This window comes from Nocardioides flavus (ex Wang et al. 2016) (assembly GCF_014653115.1).
Taxonomy (GTDB): Bacteria; Actinomycetota; Actinomycetes; order Propionibacteriales; family Nocardioidaceae; genus Nocardioides; species Nocardioides flavus.
The window spans coordinates 67,519-90,006 of sequence record NZ_BNAD01000011.1 but is presented as its reverse complement, the minus strand read 5'-3'; the positions used below and the strand labels follow the sequence as shown (position 1 = coordinate 90,006).

At 71.4% G+C, this 22,488-nt stretch carries 18 protein-coding genes; 4 read left to right on the top strand and 14 right to left on the bottom strand.

Annotated features, from left to right (window positions below):
• Window positions 1-14: 14 nt before the first annotated feature.
• Genes IE200_RS16060 through IE200_RS16045 form a run of 4 tightly spaced genes read left to right on the top strand, consistent with a single transcriptional unit; the run spans window position 15 to window position 6,452 of the window.
• Window positions 15-1,352, top strand: coding sequence for a hypothetical protein (locus tag IE200_RS16060; RefSeq protein ID WP_191280486.1), 1,338 nt, complete (start codon window positions 15-17; stop codon window positions 1,350-1,352).
• Complete coding sequence (locus IE200_RS16055) at window positions 1,334-3,442, top strand: acyltransferase family protein (protein WP_191280485.1); 2,109 nt, start codon at window positions 1,334-1,336, stop codon at window positions 3,440-3,442. Before IE200_RS16060 ends, IE200_RS16055 begins: the two co-directional genes overlap by 19 nt.
• Before the next feature lie 45 nt (window positions 3,443-3,487).
• On the top strand, window positions 3,488-5,272 hold the full coding sequence (locus IE200_RS16050) for a rhamnosyltransferase WsaF family glycosyltransferase (protein WP_191280484.1): 1,785 nt from the start codon (window positions 3,488-3,490) through the stop codon (window positions 5,270-5,272).
• Complete coding sequence (locus tag IE200_RS16045) at window positions 5,262-6,452, top strand: glycosyltransferase (protein ID WP_191280483.1); 1,191 nt, start codon at window positions 5,262-5,264, stop codon at window positions 6,450-6,452. The genes IE200_RS16050 and IE200_RS16045 overlap by 11 nt, the downstream gene beginning before the upstream one ends.
• 5 nt (window positions 6,453-6,457) lie before the next feature.
• On the opposite strand, the gene IE200_RS16040 is transcribed toward IE200_RS16045, so the two are convergent.
• From IE200_RS16040 to IE200_RS15975, 14 genes are all read right to left on the bottom strand, one after another.
• On the bottom strand, window positions 6,458-8,086 hold the full coding sequence (locus IE200_RS16040) for a glycosyltransferase (protein WP_191280482.1): 1,629 nt from the start codon (window positions 8,084-8,086) through the stop codon (window positions 6,458-6,460).
• The gene (locus IE200_RS16035; RefSeq protein ID WP_191280481.1) at window positions 8,083-9,132 is read right to left on the bottom strand and encodes a class I SAM-dependent methyltransferase; all 1,050 of its coding nucleotides are present in this window, start codon (window positions 9,130-9,132) and stop codon (window positions 8,083-8,085) included. Before IE200_RS16035 ends, IE200_RS16040 begins: the two co-directional genes overlap by 4 nt.
• A gap of 77 nt (window positions 9,133-9,209) precedes the next feature.
• Window positions 9,210-10,259, bottom strand: a complete 1,050-nt coding sequence (locus IE200_RS16030; protein ID WP_191280480.1) for a glycosyltransferase domain-containing protein — start codon at window positions 10,257-10,259, stop codon at window positions 9,210-9,212.
• Window positions 10,256-11,029: an FkbM family methyltransferase gene (locus IE200_RS16025; RefSeq protein WP_191280479.1), complete on the bottom strand. Its 774-nt coding sequence runs from the start codon at window positions 11,027-11,029 to the stop codon at window positions 10,256-10,258. Before IE200_RS16025 ends, IE200_RS16030 begins: the two co-directional genes overlap by 4 nt.
• 41 nt (window positions 11,030-11,070) lie before the next feature.
• Window positions 11,071-13,044, bottom strand: a complete 1,974-nt coding sequence (locus IE200_RS16020) for a TIGR03960 family B12-binding radical SAM protein (RefSeq protein ID WP_191280526.1) — start codon at window positions 13,042-13,044, stop codon at window positions 11,071-11,073.
• Between the two features lie 112 nt (window positions 13,045-13,156).
• On the bottom strand, window positions 13,157-14,365 hold the full coding sequence (gene rodA, locus IE200_RS16015; RefSeq protein WP_191280478.1) for a rod shape-determining protein RodA: 1,209 nt from the start codon (window positions 14,363-14,365) through the stop codon (window positions 13,157-13,159).
• Window positions 14,362-16,503 carry a penicillin-binding protein 2 gene (mrdA, locus tag IE200_RS16010; RefSeq protein ID WP_229856654.1) on the bottom strand — a complete coding sequence of 714 codons (2,142 nt, stop codon included), beginning with the start codon at window positions 16,501-16,503 and terminating at the stop codon, window positions 14,362-14,364. Before mrdA ends, rodA begins: the two co-directional genes overlap by 4 nt.
• Window positions 16,488-17,000 (bottom strand): rod shape-determining protein MreD, encoded by a 513-nt coding sequence (mreD, locus tag IE200_RS16005; protein WP_191280477.1) that lies wholly within the window; start codon window positions 16,998-17,000, stop codon window positions 16,488-16,490. Before mreD ends, mrdA begins: the two co-directional genes overlap by 16 nt.
• On the bottom strand, window positions 16,997-17,935 hold the full coding sequence (gene mreC / locus IE200_RS16000) for a rod shape-determining protein MreC (RefSeq protein WP_191280476.1): 939 nt from the start codon (window positions 17,933-17,935) through the stop codon (window positions 16,997-16,999). Before mreC ends, mreD begins: the two co-directional genes overlap by 4 nt.
• On the bottom strand, window positions 17,935-18,978 hold the full coding sequence (locus IE200_RS15995; protein ID WP_407941016.1) for a rod shape-determining protein: 1,044 nt from the start codon (window positions 18,976-18,978) through the stop codon (window positions 17,935-17,937). The genes mreC and IE200_RS15995 overlap by 1 nt, the downstream gene beginning before the upstream one ends.
• A 288-nt stretch (window positions 18,979-19,266) precedes the next feature.
• Window positions 19,267-19,698 (bottom strand): nucleoside-diphosphate kinase, encoded by a 432-nt coding sequence (ndk, locus tag IE200_RS15990; RefSeq protein WP_191280474.1) that lies wholly within the window; start codon window positions 19,696-19,698, stop codon window positions 19,267-19,269.
• A gap of 22 nt (window positions 19,699-19,720) precedes the next feature.
• The gene (locus tag IE200_RS15985; RefSeq protein WP_229856652.1) at window positions 19,721-20,125 is read right to left on the bottom strand and encodes a DUF4233 domain-containing protein; all 405 of its coding nucleotides are present in this window, start codon (window positions 20,123-20,125) and stop codon (window positions 19,721-19,723) included.
• On the bottom strand, window positions 20,122-21,492 hold the full coding sequence (locus IE200_RS15980) for a bifunctional folylpolyglutamate synthase/dihydrofolate synthase (RefSeq protein ID WP_191280473.1): 1,371 nt from the start codon (window positions 21,490-21,492) through the stop codon (window positions 20,122-20,124). Before IE200_RS15980 ends, IE200_RS15985 begins: the two co-directional genes overlap by 4 nt.
• Window positions 21,493-21,517: 25 nt before the next feature.
• Window positions 21,518-22,447: a GNAT family N-acetyltransferase gene (locus IE200_RS15975; protein WP_191280472.1), complete on the bottom strand. Its 930-nt coding sequence runs from the start codon at window positions 22,445-22,447 to the stop codon at window positions 21,518-21,520.
• Window positions 22,448-22,488: the final 41 nt, after the last annotated feature.

The following is a 22,488-nucleotide window of genomic DNA, read 5'->3' as shown; positions in this document are numbered from 1 at the left end:
GGGAAGCGCCCTTCATGCCTGCACGTCCACGCGTCGCCATCATCCCCCTCCTGGCGGTGGTCGTACTCGGTTCCCTGCTCGCGATCATCCAGGTGCTCTCCTATCCGCGCCTGAGCCCGATCGACGAGCTGTCGCACCTGGATTACATGTACCGCTCGCCGACGCTGCTCGACCCGGGCGACAAGGTGGGACAGGAGGCGATGCACACCCAGGCCTGCCGAGGTGTCGACGCCGACGGCTTCGAGCCGCAGAGATGCCGGGCCGGCACGGTCTACGACCCGGACATCTACCAGGAGAACGGCTTCAACACGGCCGCCACCAACACCCCCCTCTACTACACGGCCGACCGGGTCGTCGCCGAGGTGATCCGGTGGGTGACACCCGCGGACGAGCTGTTCGTCGCCGGCCGCGCGGCCGGGGCGCTCTGGCTGGCCCTCGGCGTCCTCCTCACGGCGCTGGCGGGGCGCCGCCTCGGCGTACGTCCGCTCCCGTTGGCCGCGGTCCTCGGCGTCGTCGTCGCAGCGCCCGCGATGACCTACGCCAGTGCGACCGTCACCCCTGACGCGATGGGGCTCGCGATCGGCGCCGGCGTCCTGCTCGCCGCGCTGCGCTGGGAGGACCGCCCCTCGGCCAGAGGCCGGGCGGCGCTCCTGGTCGTCGTCGCGGCACTCGCCGCTCTCGTCAAGCTCACCAACTTCGTCGTCGTCGCCGGCGTGGCGCTCTACCTCCTGCTGCACCGCTCGCGGGGCGGGGACGAAGCACCCACGACCGCCGGTCACCGCAACCGCACGGTCGTCGCACTCGTCACCGGTGGGTTCGCCCTGTTCTGCGCGGGTGCCTGGACGCTGTTCAGCAACGCTCGATCGAGCTCCGACCCTGACGACGTACCGGACATGGCCACCCGCTTCACGGTGGATGCGTTCCCGTGGCGTGGACTCATCGACAACGCCCTGACGCTGGTGCAGCCGCTCCAGTCCCCCTGGGTGGCCGTGGGCGATCCCACGTTGATGTGGTTCAGCAACGGTGCGGCGCACCTCCTGATCACCGCCGGACTCCTCGGGGCCGCCCTCTTCCTCCCCGCCGGCAGCCGGGAGGCACTCCTCGCCCGGTGCCTCGTCGTGGCGGCGGTCGTCTTCTCGCTCGGGCTCGTCGTCCTCGGCTACGTCACCGCGCACATGTACTTCCCGCTCCCCAACCGGTACGGGCTCGCCCTGGTCGCGCCAGCAGCCGTCGTCACGGCGTCGATGCTCCGCACCCGTACGTCGGTGATCGCCGTGTCCGTGCTGGCACTGATCGCGGTCACGATGTCGCTCTTCCGCCTGATCGGGCTCCCGTGGGTCCCGCCGACGTGATCGGCGCGGTCCGGGACCGCGACGACGCGCGGGTCGAGCGCGACCGCCGACCCGGCCACCATCGGCCCGACATCCAGGCTCTGCGGGCGCTCGCCGTCACGCTCGTCGTGGTCTACCACTTCTGGCCTGACATGCTGCCCGGCGGCTTCATCGGGGTCGACGTCTTCTTCGTCATCTCCGGCTTCCTCATCACCGGCGCCCTGCTCCGACGACCTCCGACCGCCATCGGGGACCTCGGCGCGTTCTGGTCGCGCCGGATCCTTCGGCTCATCCCGGCCGCCACGCTGACGATCGTCGTGACGCTGGTCGTCATCTGGGTGTTCCGGCCGACACCCGAGTGGCCGCCCGCCGCCCGTCACGGGCTGACCTCGATGTTCTACGTCGAGAACTGGCGGCTGATCTCGGACGCCACCGACTACCTGCGCGCACACTCGGCGGCGTCGCCGTTCCAGCACTTCTGGTCGCTCTCGATCGAGGAGCAGTTCTACGTGCTGTGGCCACTGCTCGTCGCGCTCGGCGCCCTGCTCGACCGCCGGCTGCGCCGCAACGGGCTCGCGGTCGTCATGCTGCTCGGCGCCGTCAGCGTCGCCAGCCTCCTGTCGAGCTTCGCGCTGTCGTGGGAGCGTCCGGCGGAGGCCTACTTCGCCACCCCCGCACGCATGTGGCAGCTGGGTGCCGGAGGACTGCTGGCCTGGCTCGTCCTGCACCGGCCGGTGCGACTCAGCGCGTCCCTGCGCGGCGGGTCCGCGATCGTGGGCCTGGCCGTCGTCGTGGCCAGCGCATTCCTCATCGACGGCGACACCGTCTATCCCGGTTGGGCGGCGCTCCTGCCCACCGTTGCCGCCGCGATCCTCATCCATGCCGACGACCCTGACGGCCGCCTCGCGCTCCGGCGCCTCACCCACGCACGCCCGGTGCAGTTCGTCGGCGACTGCTCCTACGCGATCTACCTGTGGCACTGGCCCATCGTCGTGCTCGCGCCCGGGGTGCTCGGTGTCGAGCGTGGGCTGCTGCTCTCGCTGACGCTGATCGCGCTGACCTTGGCGCTGGCGTGGCTCTCCACGACGTACGTCGAGAACGTGCTGCGCCCGCGGTCCGGCGCCGAGCGGATCGGTCGACGTGCCGTGGTCGTCCTGATCACCTGCTCCGCAGTCGTCGTCGCGCTGTGCTGGGCGATCCTCCGCTCCGCCACCGCTGCGGTGGACGCCGCGGAGGACCGGGTCGAGCAACTGCTGCCGACTGCGCTCGAGCCGACCTGCGTCGGCGCGGGAGCCCTCGACGCCAGCCTCTCGTGCGACCAGCCCGACGAGCTCGTCACCGCCCCTGAGTTCACGAGGAGCGACCTGCCGCTGTCGGTCATCGTCGGTCAGTGCATCAACTGGCCCCCGTTCGGCGAGCTGATCAGCTGCTCGGTCGGCGACACCACGGCGCCGGTGAAGAAGGTCGCACTCTTCGGCAACTCCCACGCCGGGCACTGGGAGCCGGCGCTCGCTGCGATCGCCGAGGAGCACCAGTGGCAGGTCGACACCTACACGATCGGCGCGTGCCAGCCCGTCCGCGACGACGTCGCCGAACCCGTGACCGCCTCGCCGGACCCTGCGGCGTGCAACAGGATCGTGGGCGAGGCGATGGACCGCATCACCGCGGGCTACGACCTGGTGGTGATGTCCACGCTGGACCGCGACTCCGGCTCGTCCGAGATCTACCGGCCGACACTTCGCCGCTTCGCCGACGAGGGCATCCCCGTGCTGGTGATACGCGACACCCCCGCGCCCTTCGACCCCGACTACGACACCGTCTCGTGCGTCAGCGAGCGCCTCGCCGACACGTCCGCGTGCGACGGGGCGCCGGAGGACTGGATCGGCGCCGACCCGCTCACCGAGGAGGCGCAGTCCCTCGGCTCCGACCTGGTCGCGACCGTGGACCTCAACGATCGCATCTGTCGCGAGGACGTGTGCCCGGCCGTCATCGGCGGCGTGATCGTCTACGCCGACTTCAACCACCTGTCGGCGACCTTCTCCCGGACCTTGGCACCCTATCTGGAACCGGCTGTGCTCCGAGCGATGGCGACCACCGGCGCCGATGGCTGAACGACTATGCTCGCGGCTCACGTCACGGGACAGGAAGGTCAGGACTTGAGCGAGAAGAAGACCGACGCAGACCTGCTGCGGGAGTCGGAGCTCTTCGACACCGACTTCTACCTGAAGAAGAATCCGGACGTCCGCAAGGCGGGCATCGATCCCGTGCTCCACTACCTCCGGCAGGGAGCCCGTGACGGGCGCAACCCGTCGAAGGCCTTCTCCACCAACGCCTACCTCCGGCGCAACAGCGACGTGGCGGCGTCCGGGATGAATCCGCTCGTCCACTACCTGCGCACGGGCAGGGCCGAGGGCCGGGTGCTCAACCCCGCCGAGGACGACGCGCGCCTGGTGCGCGAGTCCGGTTTCTTCGACGAGGACTACTACCGCCACTTCCGGCCCGACCTCCCTGCGGACCGTGACGTCGTCAAGCACTTCATCCGGTTCGGCGCCCGCGAGGGCCTCGACCCCAGCGAGAAGTTCTCCACCTCCGGTTACCTCCGGCAGAACCCCGACGTCGCCAAGACGCACTGGAACCCGCTCGTGCACTACCTGCGTCACGGCCGCGCCGAGGGCCGCATCGCCCCGCGGGGGGCGCTGCGCGAGCCGTACGTCGACGCGCTCTACGCCGAGCGGTGGCAGGCGATCCAGCCGATGCCGGTCACCAGGCTGCCGGCGGGCGAGCACCGGATCAGCATCGTCACCGACAGCGTCGCTCCCCACAGCCTCTTCGGCGGTGTCGGCACCGCGATCATCCTGGGCGTGCAGCTGGCGAACCGGCTCGGCAACGGCACCCTGCGACTCGTCACCCGCACGGACGCCCCCGACGGACAGGTGATCAGCCTGCTCGAGGAGGCGACCGGGATCCACCTCGACGGCATCCTGGAGCTCGAGCAGGTGTCGGTCGACGGCAGTCAGCGCCTGCAGTTCACCGACCGCGACGTGGTCATGACCACCTCGTGGTGGACCACGCGGGCGGTCCTCGACAGCGACATCCCCCGCGAGCAGGTGCTCTATCTCCTGCAGGAGGACGAGCGGATGTTCTACGCCTACGGCGACGAGCGGCTGCTGTGCTCGGAGACCCTGGCCGAACCCGACCTCGCCGTCGTGGTCAACACGTCCCGCCTGCTGGAGCACCTGTCCGGTCCCGGTGGGCTCCCCCACCTGCGCGAGAGCGCCATCGCGCTCGAGCCCGCCTTCCCGACCCGCGATGCCTCCGTCGTGCCGGCCGGGTCCGGCAGCGCGAAGCGCAACCTGTTCTTCTACTCGCGCCCGCTGAACGCCCGCAACCTGTTCTGGCGCGGCGTCCAGGTGATCGCGCGCGCCGTCGAGTCCCGGGTCCTCGACCCCGACGAGTGGGAGTTCCACTTCGTGGGCCGCGGCACCCCCGACCTCACGCTGCCGCGCAACGTCCGTGTCAACATCATCGAGGGCCTCGGCTGGACCGACTACCAGGACCTCGTCGCCCGGATGGACGCCGCCGTGGTGCTGATGGACACCCCACACCCGTCCTACCCGCCCTACGACCTCGCGTCCGTGGGCGCCGCGGTGCTCACCAACTCCCACGGCATCAAGACCGACCTGTCGGACATCTCCGACAACATCATCGTGGCCCCCTCGACGGTCGACGGGCTGCTCGAGGGCCTGCGCGACCTGGTCGACCTGGCCCGCGACCCCGAGAGGCGGGCCGCGAACGTCGCTGCCGACCACATCCGCCGCGACTGGGAGACCACGCTCGTGCCGGTCGTCGACTGGGTGCTGGACCGGTTCCGGGGCACGCTCGGGCCGGGCGGCGTCGACGCGGCCACCAGCGAAGAGAGCATCGTCCCGGATGTTCACTGACCTCCCCGACGTCCCCCGCGACGTCTCGGACCTCTGGGACAGCTCGATGGCCGATCGCGTCGGGACGATGCTCGACGGCCAGCACCGCGTGGCCTTCGTCTATCGCACGCCCGACACCAGCACGTTCCGCTACCGGGTCGCCAACACCGTCGACGCCCTCAACCACGTCCCCGGCGCACGCCTGCGCGCCGGGTGGTTCTGCGACGACGAGCTGCGTGCGCTCGCGCGGCTCGTGCCGCAGCTCGACGCGATCGTGGTGGCGCGCTACCCCTACAACGCCGCGCTGCGCGAACTGATCCAGAAGGCCCAGGCCCACGACGTCCCGTTGATCTTCGACTGTGACGACCTCGTGTTCGACGTGGGCTTCGCCGAGCTGGTGATGAGCTCGCTGGGCAAGGACCAGGAGGTCAACGCCGAGTGGGACGTCTGGTTCGCCTACATGGGACGTCTCAACGCCTCCCTCGCCGCCTGCCGCGGGGCCATGACCACCAACTCGCTCCTGGCGAGCCGGCTCTCGGCCTACGTCGAGGACGGCACCGCGATCGTGCCCAACGTGATGAACCGGACCCAGCAGGACTACTCGCGCGAGCTGCTCGACGCCAAGGTCGCTGCCGGGTTCCGCCGCGAAGGACCGGTCACGATCGGGTACTTCAGCGGCACCCCGTCGCACGTGCGCGACTTCGCCGTCGCCAGCACGTCCCTCGCGCGGCTGCTCGACGAGGACGACGACGTGTCGGTGCGCATCGTCGGCTACCTCGACGACCTCGGGGCGCTCGAGCCGCACCGCGAGCGCGTGGAGTTCCAGAAGTTCATGCACTACGTCGAGCTGCAGCGCTCCATCGCGGAGGTCGAGGTCAACATCGCGCCGCTGTCGCACACCGCGTTCAACATCTGCAAGTCCGACCTCAAGTTCTTCGAGGCCGCCGCCGTCGGCACGTGGACCGTGGCGTCGCACACCCCGTCGCTCGACGAGGCGATCGAGGACGGCGTCACGGGCCGGCTCGCCAAGGCGCACGAGTGGGACGCAGCGCTGCGCGAGGGTGTCGAGCTCGCCCGCGACCGCCAGGCGTACGCCGCCCGTGTCGCGCCCGCCGCAGAGAAGGCCCATGCCCGCTGGGCGTGGGACTCGGTGGCCGAGCCGCTGACCCGCGCGCTCGAGCCGTACCTGCGCGCGCGCTGATCCTCTCAGGCGCCGTCGAACAGGTCGACGGGAAGTTCCTTCACGCGGCGCAGGTTGGGCATGGCGAGCTCGCTGCGGAGGTAGGCGTCCTCGGTCGGCGTGCCCCACCGGGAGACGACGGCGAGCCGCTCCTGCTCGGCCACTTCGGCGACCCGGGTCTGGGACTCGTAGTGGTAGAGCTCGCTGTTGGCGATGAAGAGGGTGCGCAGGCCGGCCGCCGCGACCTTGTAGCAGAGGTCCACGTCGTTGAAGTTGCCCGGCAGCGTCTCGGTGAACCCGCCGACCTCGAAGTAGGTCTCCCGCCGCATCGCGGCGCATGCGGCCGTCACGCCCGTCACCTCCCGGCTGACGAACAGCTCGCCGAAGGGGCCCGCCTCGTCCCGGGTCCGGAACCGGAACGGGTGGTGGTAGCCGGCGTTGAAGTAGGCGTGCCCGGCGTGCTGGACGGTCTGGTCGGCGTAGTAGAGCTTCGCTCCGGTCAGCCCCACGTCGGGCTCGTCGAGCGGGGCGACGAGCTGCTCGAGCCAGCCGTGCGAGATCGCCTCGACGTCGTCGTTGAGGAACACGATGCGCTCACCGGAGGCGTGGCTGACGCCGAGGTTCATCTTGGTGCTGAAGTTGAAGGGGGCGTCGAACGGCACGAGCACCAGCCGGTCCCCCGCGACCTCGCGCAGCTGGTCGAGGACGCCCGCAGGAGTCGGGGCGTCGTGCACGACCACGACCTCCACGTCCTCGTGGTCGGTGCACTCCAGCGCGGAGCGCACGGCGTCGACGACCAGGAAGCGGGACGCACCGTGGATCACCGCGGACTGGCCCATCGTGGGGATGACCAGGGAGACCCGCCGCGCCGGGTCTAGGTCGCGCTCGACGGTGTAGCGGCCGGGCTCGGCGCCGGCCACGGTCCGCCCTGCGATGCCGACGCGGTCGAGGTGCTCCTGCACGGCTCGGAGACCCGCGTCGTTGGCGTAGGGCTTGGCCTCGATGTCGACGGCTGTCGAGCCCTCCACGGCGCGCCAGTGGTAGAGCACCTCCGGGACGTGCACGACCCGACGAGCGCGCTCGGTCACGCGGAGGACGAGGTCGTGGTCCTGCGAGCCCTCGAAGCCCTCCCTGAACCCGCCGACCTCGCGCACCAGCTCGGTGCGCAGGACCGAGAGGTGGGAGGTGTACATCTGGCCGCGCAACCGCTCGGGCGACCAGTCGGGCTTGTGGAAGGCGCCGTAGGTCCGACCGTCCTCGCCGACCTTGTCCTCGTCGGTGTAGACGTAGTCGACGTCGTCGTGCTCGGCGATCACCGAGGCCACCCGCGAGAGGGCGGTGGGTGCGAGCAGGTCGTCGTGGTCGAGCAGGGCGATGAACTCGCCCTGCGCGAGCTCGACGCCGTCGTTGGAGGCGACCACGATGTGGCCGTTGGTGTCACGTTCGACCAGTCGGATCCGCGCGTCCTGCCGGGAGTACTGGTTGATCACGGTCGGCACCGCCGCCGAGGGCGAGAAGTCGTCGACCAGGATCATCTCCCAGCCGTCGAAGTCCTGCGCCAGCACCGACTCGATGCACTCCTTGAGCACGTCGAGCGGCGGGTCGTAGACGGGGGTGACGATGCTGAACAGCGGAGCCGGACGACGAGGGCTCACGCGAACGTCCTGCGGACGCGGCGGGCCACGCGACGGGTCAGCGACGCCTGCGGTGCGGGCGGCGCCTCCAGCTGCGCCACGCGCTTGCGGTTGCGCTCGAGCCGCTGGCGGGTGTCCTGGAGCTTGGCCGTCAGCTCCTCGCGTCGCTTGGTGAGCACGGTGACCCGCCGCTGCAGCTTCCTGAGCTCGGGGAGGACGACGCTGAGGTCGCGCTGCAACCGTCCGTTCTCGGCCTCCAGGCCGATCACGTGGTCACGGCTGACGAGCACGGCGTGACGGTGCTGCGCGACCTCGGCGCGCAGGCGCTCGACCTCCTCGGCGTCGGCGGGACCCTCGTCGAGCCGTTCGCGCAGGCTGTTGACGGCGCGGTCGGCGTCCAGCAGCGCGCGGCGCTTGTCCAGCAGCTCGGTGCGCACCCGGGCGTACTGCTGCTCGTAGCGCCTGACGATCTCGTGGGGCGTCAGCTCTCCGCGTTCGAAGACGACCGCCCACGGCGTGATCATGCTGAGGTCGACATCGGTGCGACGGAAGAACCCGCGCTCGGCGAACCAGGCCGCCCACGCCTCACCGGGCTGCGTGTTGACGTGAGTCGGCTCGCCGTGAGGGTCCGGGCTCGAGGAGAACAGCACCCGGTCGGTGACCGCCGTGAGGCGATCGATCGCGAGCTGGGCGTCGGTGGCTGACATGTGCTCCAGCACCTCGATGCACGTGACGAGGTCGTAGCGACCCTCGATCGGAGCGGTGGCCGAGGCCACCGCCAGGCGGTCACGGACGTCCGCGTGGGCGGTCGCGACGGCGTGCTCGGAGATGTCGAGCCCGCTCGCGTCGACGCCCTGCACGGTGAGTGCCTGGACCAGGAGCCCGCGACCGCACCCGACGTCGAGGACCGACGCCGGGGCGAATGCGCCGATCAGCCTGTCGGCGACCGACATGAAGAAGTCGCGCCAGTGCTCGTCGTCCCAGGAGTAGTCACCGCGGCCGTCCAGGTGCGCCTGGTCGTAGTAGCCGCGGCCATGGTCGACCGAGGTCGTTCCCTCGTGGGTCATCTGGCTCCTTCGTCGCGTTGTCGGCCGGCAGGCAGGTTATCCCACGTCCACGTGCAGGACTCCCCCGCCGGCACGACTCAACCGCGACGTCGCACGCGGCGCCGGAGGCGCCGCCAGACCCGTTCGGAACGGCTGGGTCGGCCCTTCGCCTGCTGCTTGAGCCGACGGATGCGGCGCCGGGCCTCGTTGAGCTCCCTCGCGGTGAGGTTGCGCTGGTGCCGTACGGTGTCGAGCTCGACCTGTGTGTCGTGGGCACGCTGGTTGGCCTCGGCCAGGGACTCGTGCAGCGAGGTGATCGTCACGTCGTGCTGGGCGATGATCTCCTCGCGGTGGGTGACGCTCACCGCCAGGGTGCGAGTCGCTTCGTCGAGCGCCTGCTCCAGCACCCCGATCCGCGCAGCGGGCGGCCGGAGCACCTCCCGCAGGCCGGAGCCGCTCCGGGAACGGTCGCGGCCCTCGGCGCACGGCCACTCGTGCCACCGTGACCCGTGCGCCTCGATCGGCACGGACGACAGGCGAACACCGTGACGACGCATGGCAGGGAGGAACGAGACCTGGTCGCGCCGGGAGTACCGCAGGACGTCCTCCCACCATCCGGTCATGGCAGCGAGCGAGGCGGGCGTACGGCGACGCGCGAGCATGCCGGTCCAGTGCGGGTTCTCGTCGAGGACTTCCGCGTCGGCGGTGAGGTAGTGCGTCAGCTGCTCGTACACCCGGGAGTAGTCGTCCAGCCCCGCGTCGAGGACCGCTTCGGCCTCGGCCAGCACCGACGACCGGTGGGAGTGCAGCGGAGCGGCGACGTCGCCCTCGGCGAGCCACTCGTCGAACAGGCCGTCGGGCGGCTCCAGCAGCGCGACCGTGTTGTCCACCCAGAGCGTCTCGTCGTAGTCGTCGAGCAGCGGGTGGCCGAGGATCTTGAGGGCCCGTGCGCTGCGGGTGGCATCGCGGGGGAACCGGGCCTCGACGAGCTCGACCTGCCAAGTGGTGCTGGTCAGCGTCGGATCGTCGGTGAAGCAGATGAACGGCAGGTCGGAGTCGCGGGCGACGTCCTCCTCGCGCAGCTGCTCGTAGCCGCCGATCAGGGCACGGAAGACCGCCCTGCGCGGTGCTGCGGTGGGGCTTGTCACGCGGCCTCCCGAGAGGTGAGCACGGCATCCTGGGAGTGGAGCCACTCCCCGGCGAGGAGCTCGGTCAGCACGTCGGCGCTGGCCGGTGGAACGACCACGAGGTCGCCGGTGCGGCGGTCCATCACGTGCATCCGGTAGTCGGCGGCCAGGCGCGCCTTCTCGAACGGGTCCATGTGCAGCACCTCCATCATGATGGCCCAGGGTCGCGAGCTCGCCGTGAGTGCTCGCGCGCCTTCGAGCACGTCGAACTCCGCACCCTCGACGTCCACCTTGACGCACACCGCGTCGCCCTCGGAGAGGGCCAGCTCGGAGTCGAGCGTACGGACCGGCACCACGACGGCCTCCAGGGCGTGCTCGGAGTCGGTGCGGTGCGTGTCGGCGAGGCCGGAACGTCCGGACCACACCGTGTCCATGACGAACGACGCCTCGGTGACCGCAGCACCGACCGCCACCTCGCGGAGGTCGATGGGCAGGCCCGACTCCGTGATCGAGCGGCGCAGGTACGGCAGGACACGGGGGCTCGGCTCGAAGCAGATGATCCTCGCGTCGGCCGGGATGCTGGCCCCGAGGACCATCTCACCGTAGTTGGCCCCGATGTCGACGACGACGTCCCACGGCTGGAGGGCGAGAACCGCGTCCCAGAGACGGTTGGACCCCGGTGTGAGGGTGCCGTCGTTGCGGACGAGCTGATGGGCCCGTTCGTCGTCGGGGTCAACGTACAAGCGGCGCCCGGTGGCGCCCACGACGAAGGGGTCGGTGTCTGCGGGCAAAGGCCCTCCTCTGGTGATCAGGGAGACGCTATCGCGACCTGTCAGACCACCGACAGCGGCAGCAGCTTCTGCCCCGTCGGACCGACCTGGATCTCGGTGCCCATCTCCGGGCACACGCCGCAGTCGTAGCACGGCGTCCAGCGGCAGTCCTCGATCTCGATGTCGGCGCCGTCGGCAGCCGCGAGGGCGTCCTCCCAGTCACCCCACAGCCAGTCCTTGTCGAGACCCGAGTCGAGGTGCTCCCAGGGCAGCACCTCGTCGTAGTCGCGCTCGCGGGTGGTGTACCAGTCGACGTCGACGCCGGTGCCGGCCAGGGCGGTCGCGGCCGACTCCATCCAGCGGTCGTAGGAGAAGTGCTCGCTCCAGCCGTCGAATCGGCCACCGTCACGCCACACCTGCTCGATGATCCGGCCGACGCGGCGGTCGCCGCGCGAGAGGAGTCCCTCGACGATGCCGGGCTTGCCGTCGTGGTAGCGGAAGCCGATCGCGCGGGCGTACTTCTTGTCCTCGCGCACGGTGTCGCGCAGCTTCTTCAGCCGCTCGTCGGTGGCCTCGTGGTCGAGCTGGGCGGCCCACTGGAACGGGGTGTGCGGCTTGGGCACGAAGCCGCCGATGGACACGGTGCAGCGGATGTCGTTGCGGCCCGAGACCTCGCGGCCGGTCGCGATGACGCGCTTGGCGAGGTCGGCGACCTGGAGCACGTCCTCGTCGGTCTCGGTCGGCAGGCCGACCATGAAGTAGAGCTTCACCTGGCGCCAGCCGTGCGAGTAGGCCGCCGCGACCGTACGGATCAGGTCCTCCTCGCTGACCATCTTGTTGATGACCTTGCGCATCCGCTCGGAGCCGCCCTCGGGCGCGAAGGTGAGGCCCGAGCGCCGGCCGTTGCGGGAGAACTCGTTGGCGAGGGTGATGTTGAAGGCGTCGACGCGGGTGCTGGGCAGCGAGAGGGAGACGTTGGAGCCCTCGTAGCGGTCGGCGAGGCCCTTGGCGACCTCGCCGATCTCGGTGTGGTCGGCGCTCGACAGCGACAGGAGCCCGACCTCCTCGAAGCCTGACTTGCGGATGCCGTTCTCGACCATGTCACCGATGGTCTTGATCGAGCGCTCGCGCACCGGGCGCGTGATCATGCCGGCCTGGCAGAAGCGGCAGCCGCGGGTGCAGCCGCGGAAGATCTCCACGGAGAAGCGCTCGTGGACGGTCTCGGCGAGCGGGACCAGCGGGTTCTGCGGGTACGGCCACTGGTCGAGGTCCATCAGGGTGTGCTTGCGCACCCGGAAGGGGATGCCGGGACGGTTGGGGACGACCGCCTCGATCGCGCCGTCCTCGCCGTAGGCCACGTCGTAGAACCGCGGGACGTAGATGTTGCCGGTCACCGCGAGGCGGCGCAGGAGCTCCTCGCGGCCGCCGGGCCGGTCCTCGAGCTTCCACTCGCGCACGATGTCGGAGATCGCGAGCACGACCTCCTCGCCGTCGCCGAGCACGGCCGCGTCGACGAAGTCCGCGATGGGCTCGGGGTTGAACGCCGCGTGGCCGCCCGCGATGACGACCGGGTCGTCCTCGCCGCGGTCGACCGCGTGCAGCGGGATCCCGGCGAGGTCGAGGGCGTTGAGCATGTTGGTGTAGCCGAGCTCGGTGGAGAAGCTCAGGCCGAACAGGTCGAAGGCGCCGACCGGGCGGTGGCTGTCCACGGTGAACTGCGGGATCGGGCCGTGCTCGTCGCCCTCGCGCATCACCTTCTCCATGTCGGGCCACACCGAGTAGGTGCGCTCGGCGAGGATCCAGTCACGCTCGTTGAGCACCTCGTAGAGGATCTGCACGCCCTGGTTGGGCAGGCCCACCTCGTAGGCGTCGGGGTACATCAGGGCCCAGCGGACCGTGGGGCCGCCGGTCTCCGACGCCTCGGCGCAGTCCCAGTCCTTCACGACGGAGTTGAGCTCGCCACCGACGTACTGGATGGGCTTCTGCACCGACGGCAGCCTGGCCTCCAGACGCGGGAACACCGACGCGACGGACATGTTGAGCTTCACCTCGACTGGGCTGGGGACGTGGACCGGGACGGGGGTGCGGCGACGCCGCCGACCCCCAAGGGTACGTCCCGGGCGGTGGTGCGACCTACTCAGCGAGCAGTCAGCGACGGACCTGGCCGGCCGCGCGGAGGTGGATGTTCTGCAGCAGGCCGAGGGCGAGCATGCCGGCGAACAGCGAGCTGCCGCCGTAGGAGACGAAGGGCAGCGGCACGCCGGTGACCGGCATGATGCCCAGGCACATGCCGATGTTCTGGAAGGCCTGGAAGCCCCACCAGCAGGCGATGCCGGCCGCGGCCACGCGACCGAAGAGGTCGCCGGCCTGCGCCGAGATGGCCAGGGCCCGCCAGATGACCACGGCGAGCAGCAGGATGAGCACGCCCGCGCCGACGAGCCCGAGCTCCTCCCCCGCGACCGTGAAGATGAAGTCGGTGTGCTGCTCGGGAACGAATCCCGAGCGCGTCTGGGACCCGTCGAACAGGCCTTGGCCGAACAGGCCGCCGTTGCCGACCGCGATGCGGGCCTGCTCGGTGTTGTAGCCGGCACCGCGCGGGTCGAGGCCCGGATTGGTGAAGGCGAGGAACCGGTCGACCTGGTAGGGCTTCAGCACGCCCATCGACACCGCGCCGACGGCTCCGCCGATGCCGGCCAGGGTGAGCCCGGCGAGCCACGCCCGTCCGGCGCCGGCGATCGCGAGGACCCCGAAGACCGTGGCGGTGAGCACGAGCATGGTGCCGAGGTCGGGCTGGAGCAGGATCAGCACGGCCGGGAGCGCGGCGATCGCCAGCATCGCGACCACCTCGAGGCTGCCCACCCCGCGGCCCCAGCGCCGCTCGGTGCGCTCGGCGACGACGAGCGCCATCCCGACGACCACCGCGAGCTTGGCGAGCTCGGCCGGCTGGATCGACATCCCGCCGACCTGGATCCAGGAGCGCGAGCCGTTGATCGTGCTGCCGGCGACCAGCACCATCACCAGCCCGGCGACGCTCGCGACGTAGGCCAGCGGGGTGAGGATGCGCACCCAGCGGTGGTCGGTGGCGAGCACGGCGACCATCAGCACCAGGCCGATCGCGACGTTGACCAGCTGCTTGCGCAGGTAGGCGTTGGGGTCGCCGCCGGTCAGGTCCGCCCGGGTCGACGTCGCCGACCACACGAGCAACGTCCCCAGCGTCACGAGCGCGAGCGTCGCCACCATCAGCACCCAGTCCAGCCCGGGTGCGCGCAGGACCGTCGCGCGGCCGGTGGGGCGTGCGCCGGGCCGGCCGGCGGGGCGGCCGGCGGGGCGGTTCGACAGGACGGTCACGATGCTCATCCCGCCTTGTCCGGCACCGGCGGCATGATCGACCCGTCCTCGAGGAACTGGGGCAGCCGCGCCGGCGGCACGGTCCCGGGGATGGCGGCCCTCGCGGGGCGTACGGTCTCGCCCTCGATGCCGTAGAGCGCCTCCCAGATCGCGCGGATGCCCTCGCCGGTGGAGCCCGAGCCGGTGCCTCCCTGGCTGATCATCATCACGACCACGTAGTCCTCGGAGTAGGACGCGACCCAGCCGGTCGACTGCTTGCCGTAGACCTCCGCGGAGCCGGTCTTGGCCCGGATGGTCACGTCGTCGATCGGGAAGCCGACGAGCTTCCATGCCATGGTGCCGACGCGCGACACGTTCTCGAGCGCCCCGTCGATGTAGTCGAGGTACTTCTTCGGCACGTCGACCCGGCCGACCTTGCGCGGCGCGATGCGGCGCAGGACCTCGCCGTCGGGGCTCACGATCGCCTTCGCGACGGTCGGAGCCCACAGCGTGCCGCCGTTGCTGAGCGCCGCGTAGCCGCGGGCGAGCTGCAGCGGGGTGACGATGGTGTCGCCCTGCCCGATGGAGAAGTTCACCGCGTCGCCCGCGCGGTAGAGGTTGCCCTCGAGGCAGAACTCACGGGCGAACTTGTAGACGAAGTCGCTCGTGTCGGCGGTCTGGGGCTTCTCGCTGAGCTCGCAGTAGTAGTCCTTCTGCGACTCGTAGTAGGCCTGCTTCCACTGGCGGTCCGCGATCCGTCCGGGCGCCTCGCCGGGCAGGTCGATCCCGGTGCGGGAGCCGAACCCGAACTCCTTGGCCTCCTCGACGAGCGGGTCGCGGGCGTCGATGTCGGCGGGGTCGCTGCCGTATCGCTGCCAGAAGTCGTAGCCGATGCGGTAGAAGAACGTGTTGCAGGAGACCTCGAGCGCCTTGGCGAAGCCGATGCTGCCGTAGGCGCCGGACTCGTAGTTCTTGAAGACCCGGTTGCCGACCTGGAACCCCGACGAGCACGGGAGGGCGGTGTCCAGGGAGTAGCCGTTGGTCAGCGCGCCGGCGGTCATGAACGGCTTCCAGGTCGAGCCCGGCGCGAACTGGCCCTGGGTGGCGCGCGAGAGCAGCGGCGTGCCCGCCCTCTCGGAGTAGAGGCGGGTCAGCTGCGTCTCGCTGATACCGCCGGTCCACACGTCCGGGTCGTACGTCGGCTGGCTGGCCATGGCGATGACGCGACCGGTCTTCGCGTCGAGGACGACGGCGGCGCCCGAGTCCGCGGCGAACTTCCGGCCGGTGACCTTGTCGAGCTGGGTGCGCTGGAAGGCGATCCGCTGGGCGAGCTGGCGCTCCACCACCGACTGGACCTTGGCGTCGATCGACGTGACCAGGGTGTCGCCGGGCGTGCTCTCGACGATCGAGTCGTCGCCGAGCACCCGGCCCATGGAGTCCACGGCCACGCGGTGGTAGCCGGGCAGGCCGCGCAGCCACTGGTCGTACTCCTTCTCCACGCCGGCCCGGCCGACGACCGAGGCGCCGTTGAGCGAGCGGTCGTCGCGCTCGGCCGCGAGGTCGTACTCGTCCTCGGTGACGGGGCTGAGGTAGCCCAGCACGTGCGCGAGGTTGATGCCGTAGGGGCGCGGGTAGGAGCGGACGCTCTGCTGCTCCGCGAGAACGCCGGGGTAGTCCTCCGGCTGCTCGAGGATGCGCAGCGCGACGTCCTTGCGGACGTCGGTGGCGACGGGCACGGGCTGGTAGGGCGAGCCGTTCCAGCAGACCTCGCGGACGCTGCCCGGGTCGCCGCAGGTGACGAGTCGGGCCTCGACATCCTCGGGCGTGGCGTCGACGACGACCGCGACCCGGCGGACGAGCTCGGCGCGCTGGCGGTCCTCGAGCTTGCCGAGGAGGGTGCGGTCGACCGCGATCACCCACGACGTGCGGTTGGCCACGAGCGGACGGCCCTGGCTGTCGACGATGAGCCCGCGCTGGGGCTGCACGACGATGTCGCGCACCGACTGGTCGGCGGCCTGCGCCTGGTAGGACTCGCCGCCGATCACCTGGAGGTAGTAGAGGCGCACGAAGAGGGTGGCGAAGAGCGAGAACACCAGGGCCTGCACGACCACCAGGCGCAGCCGGCTCTTGGCTGCGGCGCTGCCCGAGCGGCTCACGTGGTCGCCCACTGGGGGCTGGTGCGGCTGAAGAGCCGCATCAGCGGGGGCAGCACGAACGGCGTGAGGAGCACGTCCCACACGACGGCGACCAGGACGACCTCGAGCAGACCGGCGATGGACATCGACGGGTCCTTGAGGAGCACGCCGGAGAGCGCGAAGAGCGAGGTGGCGACGAAGGAGGCGGCGGCGACCGTGCCCACCACGGCCAGCGCGCCGGGCTTCTGGTCCTGGCGCACCCTCGCTGCGAGGAAGGCCGCGATCGTGAGGGCCAGCGCCCACCGTCCCGCGACGTGGTCGGCCGGAGGCGCGAGGTCGAGGGTGAGCCCGGCGGCGAAGCCGAGGAGCAGCGCGAAGGGCGCCTCGACGGTCAGCGCGGCGGCCACCACGACGAGCAGGCACAGGTTGGGCACGACGCCGTGCCAGGCGACGTGCGGGAAGAGCGTGACCTGCACGACGAGGGCGACGACGACCGCCGCGATCGCCACGACCCAGCGCAGCTGGCTCATCGCAGGGTCCCGTCGGCCTCGACGAGCGCGCGGTCGCTGGGCGAGCCGCTGGGCACCATGACCCCCACCACGTCGAGGGCGGAGAAGTCGACGAAGGGCTTCACCACGGCGCGCTGGGAGGCCTCGCGCAGCGAGCTGTAGACCTCGGTGATCGTGCCGATCGGCACCCCCGGGGCGTACGGGCCGGTCGCGCTACCCCACGTGACGACGGTGTCGTCGCGGGCCGGGACGGACGCGTCGTCGACCAGGCGCAGGTCGAGGCCGGACTCCTGGCGCAGCGACCCGCTGCCGGTCACGAAGCCGATCTCCATGCTGGAGCCCACGCGCCCGCCGACGGTCGAGTCGGGGTCGATGACCAGCAGGACCGTGGCGGTGCTGCGGGTCACCCTCAGCACCCGCCCGACGAGGCCGTCGTTGTTGACGACCGTCATGTCGGGGCCGACGCCGGCCTCCGAGCCCGCGTCGATGGTCACGGTGAAGCTCTGCGACTGCCGCGACCCGAGCGCCACGACACGGGCCGGCACAAGGGCGGAGCCCAGGTCCTCCGCTGCGGTGGTGAGCCCGTCGTACTGCTCGAGGCGGTTGCGGTCGAACCCGGCCAGCTCGACCTGGCCGCGCAGCTCGGCGTTGCTCGCCTCGAGGTCACGGACCTGGTCGGCGAGGTCGCCCTTGCTGCGGAACCAGGCGGGCACGGCGGTGAAGGGGCGCACGGCCGCGGCGACGCCTGCCTCGGCCGGTCCCAGCGCCTCGCCGACGACGCGGCGGGCGGGGTCGAGCGGCGATGCCCCGTCGCCGGACACGTCGAGCGTGACCAGCGTGATGCTCGCGAGCACCAGCGCGACGAGCAGCGACCGCGGAGGGCGGTTGCGCGACTCGAGGCGGTCCAGGCCCCGCCAGCGGCGCTCGCGGCCGTCGTGTCCCCCGAAGGCCCCCATCAGAAGCGCCTCGGGTCCGAGACGAGGACCTGCTGGAGCGCCTCGAACTCCTCCACGCACCTGCCGGCCCCGTAGGCCACCGAGGACAGCGGGTCCTCCGCGACGTGCACCGGCATGCCGGTCTCGTGGCGCAGCCGCTCGTCGAGGCCGCGCAGCATCGCGCCGCCGCCGGTGAGGACGATCCCGCGGTCCATGATGTCGCCGGCCAGCTCGGGGGGCGTCTGGTCGAGGGTGCTGCGGACGGCGTCGATGATGTTGTGGAGCGGCTCCTCCAGCGCCTGGCGCAGCTCGGAGCTGGACACCACGACGGTGCGCGGCAGGCCGGAGACCATGTCGCGGCCGCGGATCTCCGCGTCGGGCTCGGTGGGGAGCGGGAAGGCCGACCCGAGGGTCATCTTCATCTCCTCGGCAGTGCGCTCCCCCAGCATGAGGGAGTACTCCTTCTTCATCCACGCGATGATGGCCTGGTCGAGGTCGTCGCCCGCGGTGCGCACCGACAGGCTGGTCACGATGCCGCCGAGGCTGATCACCGCGACCTCCGTGGTGCCGCCGCCGACGTCGACGACCATGTTGCCGGTCGCCTCGTGGACCGGGAGCCCCGCTCCGATCGCGGCCGCCATCGGCTCCTCGACGATGTAGACGCGACGCGCGCCCGCCTGGTAGCCGGCCTCCTTGACCGCGCGCTGCTCGACCGCGGTGATGCCGCTCGGCACGCAGATGACCATGCGGGGCTTGGCGAAGTAGCGGCGGCGGTGCACCTGGTGGATGAAGTAGCGCAGCATCTGCTCGGTCGCCTCGAAGTCGGCGATCACGCCGTCCTTGAGCGGCCGGATCGCGGCGATGTTGTCGGGCGTGCGCCCGATCATCCGCTTGGCCTCGTGGCCGACGGCGAGGACCTCGCCGGTGCTGGTGTTCATCGCGACGACCGACGGCTCGTCGAGCACGACGCCCTTGCCGCGGACATAGACCAGTGTGTTGGCGGTGCCGAGGTCGACGGCCATGTCCCGGCCGATGATGCCCCTGGTCATGCTGTTCAGTGCCATTGCCGCTGCTGCCCCTGCAGGTCGGGTCGTACGTGGGAAGAGGGGTCCACGTGGCGTCGACCCACGCTCAGGTTAAGGAGCGGTCAGGCCTCTTCCCGGCAGGACACGCGCGGGGGTGTGTGGCTCCTGTGACGTGTGTGGTGCGGCTCGGGCCCCGGTAGTCCACCGGCAGCTGGCCGGGAAGCTCACACATCGACAACCGCATCCCGGTGGACTACCCCGGCGTACGGGGCGGCCGGGGTCCACGGACGCCTCGCTCGGCGCGTGGCGCACGAGCGAGCTCGCGGGCTACGCGCCGAGCTCGGGGAACCAGATCCCGATCTCGCGGGCGGCCGACTCCGGCGAGTCGGAGCCGTGCACGAGGTTCTGCTGGACCGCCACGCCCCAGTCCCGGCCGAGGTCGCCGCGGATGGTGCCCGGGGCGGCGACGGTCGGGTCGGTGGCGCCGGCGAGCGAGCGGAAGCCCTCGATGCAGCGCTCACCCTCGATGACGACGGCGAGCACGGGACCGGAGAGCATGAACTCGACGAGGGGCCCGTAGAACGGCTTGCCCTCGTGCTCGGCGTAGTGCGCGGCGAGGAGCTCGGGGGTCGCGGTGCGCAGCTCGACGGCCGCGAGCGTGTAGCCCTTGGCCTCGATCCGGCGCAGGACCTCGCCCGAGAGGCCGCGGCGCACGCCGTCGGGCTTGACGAGGACGAGGGAACGCTGGACGTCGGTCATGGGCGCAGCCTAGCGAGGCCGGTCAGCCCTGCTCCGCGCGGTACGCCGCCCAGGCGGCCGCGCGCTCGCGCTCGATCTTGCGCCCGAGCAGGTCCGCCGCCGTCCACAGCGCCGCGAAGATCAGCCCGAGGGCGAACATGACGGGCAGGACGAACCCGAGCGCGACGGCCGCGACCTGGACGACGTAGCCGGCGAGGTAGGCCCACTCGGCACGCAGCATGCCCGCCAGCAGCAGGCACACCACGGCGAGCCCGAGCCCGACGGACAACGCCAGCGAGGTGTCGACGCCGGCGATGGTGATCATCACCGGCGTGGTCAGGCCGAGGGTGACGGCCTCGAGGCTCAGGACCGCGGCGGCCATCCCGCGGCGCGGCGAGCGCTCGGTGTTGGTGGGCACCTGCCCGGGGTCGGGCGCGGGGGCGGTCATCGGCGGCCCTTGAGCAGTCCGCGGGCCTCGCCCACGGTCACCACCGACCCGGTGACCAGCACGGCACCGGCACCGATCGAGACGTCGATCGCCTCGCCGGCCTCGGCGAGGGTGGCCGCGCGGTCGATGGCCTCGGCGAGGTCGGGCACGACGCTCACCCGGTCCTCGCCGAAGACCTCGGTCGCGACGCGTCCGAGAGCCGCGGCCGACATCGAGCGCGGGGTCGAGTTCTGCGTGCAGACGACGAAGGTGAGGTGCGGCTCGAGGACGGCCAGCACGCCCTCGGCATCCTTGTCCTCCATCACGCCGACCACGCCGACGAGCGGGCTGAACGAGAACGAGTCCTCGAGCGCGGCCGCGACGGCCTCCGCGCCGTGCGGGTTGTGGGCGGCGTCGAGCACGATCGTGGGGCTGCGGCGGATGATCTCGAGCCGTCCGGGCGAGGTGACCTCGGCGAACGCGGCCCGCACCAGGTCGTCGTCGAGGGTGCCGCTGGTGAACGCCTCGACGGCGGCGAGCGCGACGGCGGCGTTCTGCGCCTGGTGCGCACCGTAGAGCGGCAGGAACACGTCGTCATAGCGGCCGCGAAGGCCCTGCAGCGACACGACCTGGCCACCGACGGCGGGCGTGCGGGAGGACACACCGAACTCGATCCCCTCGCGGGCGACGGTGGCGCCGACCTCGGCGGCACGCTCGAGCAGGACGGCGGCCACCTCGGGGGTCTGCTGGGCCAGGACCGCGACGGCACCCGGCTTGATGATCCCGGCCTTCTCGGCCGCGATCGTGGCGGGGTCCTCGCCGAGGTACTTGGCGTGGTCGACGGCGATCGGCAGCACGACCGCGACGTCGGCGTCGATGACGTTGGTGGCGTCCCAGCTGCCGCCCATGCCGACCTCTACCACGGCCGCGTCGACGGGTGCGTCGGCGAAGGCGGCGTAGGCCATGCCGACCATGGTCTCGAAGAAGCTGAGGGGGTGCTCCTGCTCGGCGTCGACGAGGTGCGTGTAGTGCGCGACGTCGTTGAAGGCACGGACGAACGCCTCGTCGTCGAGCGGCTCGCCGTCGACGCTGATCCGCTCGCTCATCTTCTCCAGGTGCGGGGAGGTGAAGCGCCCGGTGCGCAGGTCGAGCGCGCGCAGCAGCGTCTCGATCATCCGGCTGGTGCTGGTCTTGCCGTTGGTCCCGGTGAGGTGCACCGAGCGGAACGAGCGTTGTGGCGAGCCGAGGAGCTCGGTGAACGCCTCGATGCGGTCGAGGCTGGGCTCGAGCCTGGTCTCGGGCCACCGCGACAGCAGCGCGTCCTCGACCTCGGCGAAGGTCTCGGCGAGTCGAGGAGCGTCCTGGGGGGCGGCGGAGGCGTCAGTCATGGCGCCACGAGTCTAGGGACAGGGGCTAGCGGGTGACGAGGTGCTCGGCCATGTCGACCACGGGCTCGTTGCCGAGACCGGCGTAGATCTTGTTGGACGTGGGGTTGTCGCGGTCGGTGAACAGGCACATCCGGTGGCCGGCCTCGAGACCGCGCCGGGTGAGCTCGCCCACGACGTACGACGCGATGCCGCGCCCGCGGTGCTCGCGCGGCGTGTAGACGGGGCCGATCCGGGAGACGCCGTACGACGGCAGGCCCGCGCCGCTCAGGTGCGCGACCGTCCCGTCGGGCAGCTCCCAGAGCCACTCCACGCCCTCGCGGATCCGCACCAGCACGCTGTCGATCGTGTTGTGCTCCCCCGACGTCGGGTCCGGCTCCCGGCCGGCCTGCTCGTCGGCCTCGGCGTGGAAGGCGGTGAACCAGGCCAGCACGAGCGGGGCGTCGGCCTCCGTCGCGAGCCGGAGGCGCCCCTCGGGCGCAGGCGGGACCTCGACGCGCGTGCACTCCCAGAGCCGGGTCGCCTTGTCGACGACCATCTCGCCGCCCAGCAGATCCGCAGTGGCCCTGGCCAGCACCTCCGCGCCCGGCAGCGCCCCGTTGGCACCGCCGAGCACCTCCCCGCGCTCGTGCAGGGCGCGAGCCAGCGCGCGTGCCGCTGCGTCCGGCATCGGCATGGCGAAGGTCGGGTAGGGCTTGAACGTCGCGGTCCGCATGACGGCGCTGACGACCTCGCCTACCCCGTCGCGCACCACGAGCCACCAGCGGTCGAACGGCGCGCCGACCTCGGCCCACGAGTCGTGGCCGGCGGCGAGCTCGCGGGCGGTCCGCTCGCTCACGCTGGCGATCACGCTGCCGAGCACCGGGTCGGCGCACAGGAGCGGGCTCGCGACGTGGAGGAAGGGCTCCGGGGCGTCGAAGAACTCGAGGGTGAACGCGCTGCCGAGGTCCGGGTCCATGGTCGAACGCTAGAGCGCCCGCGCGCCGCGCCGATACTCGT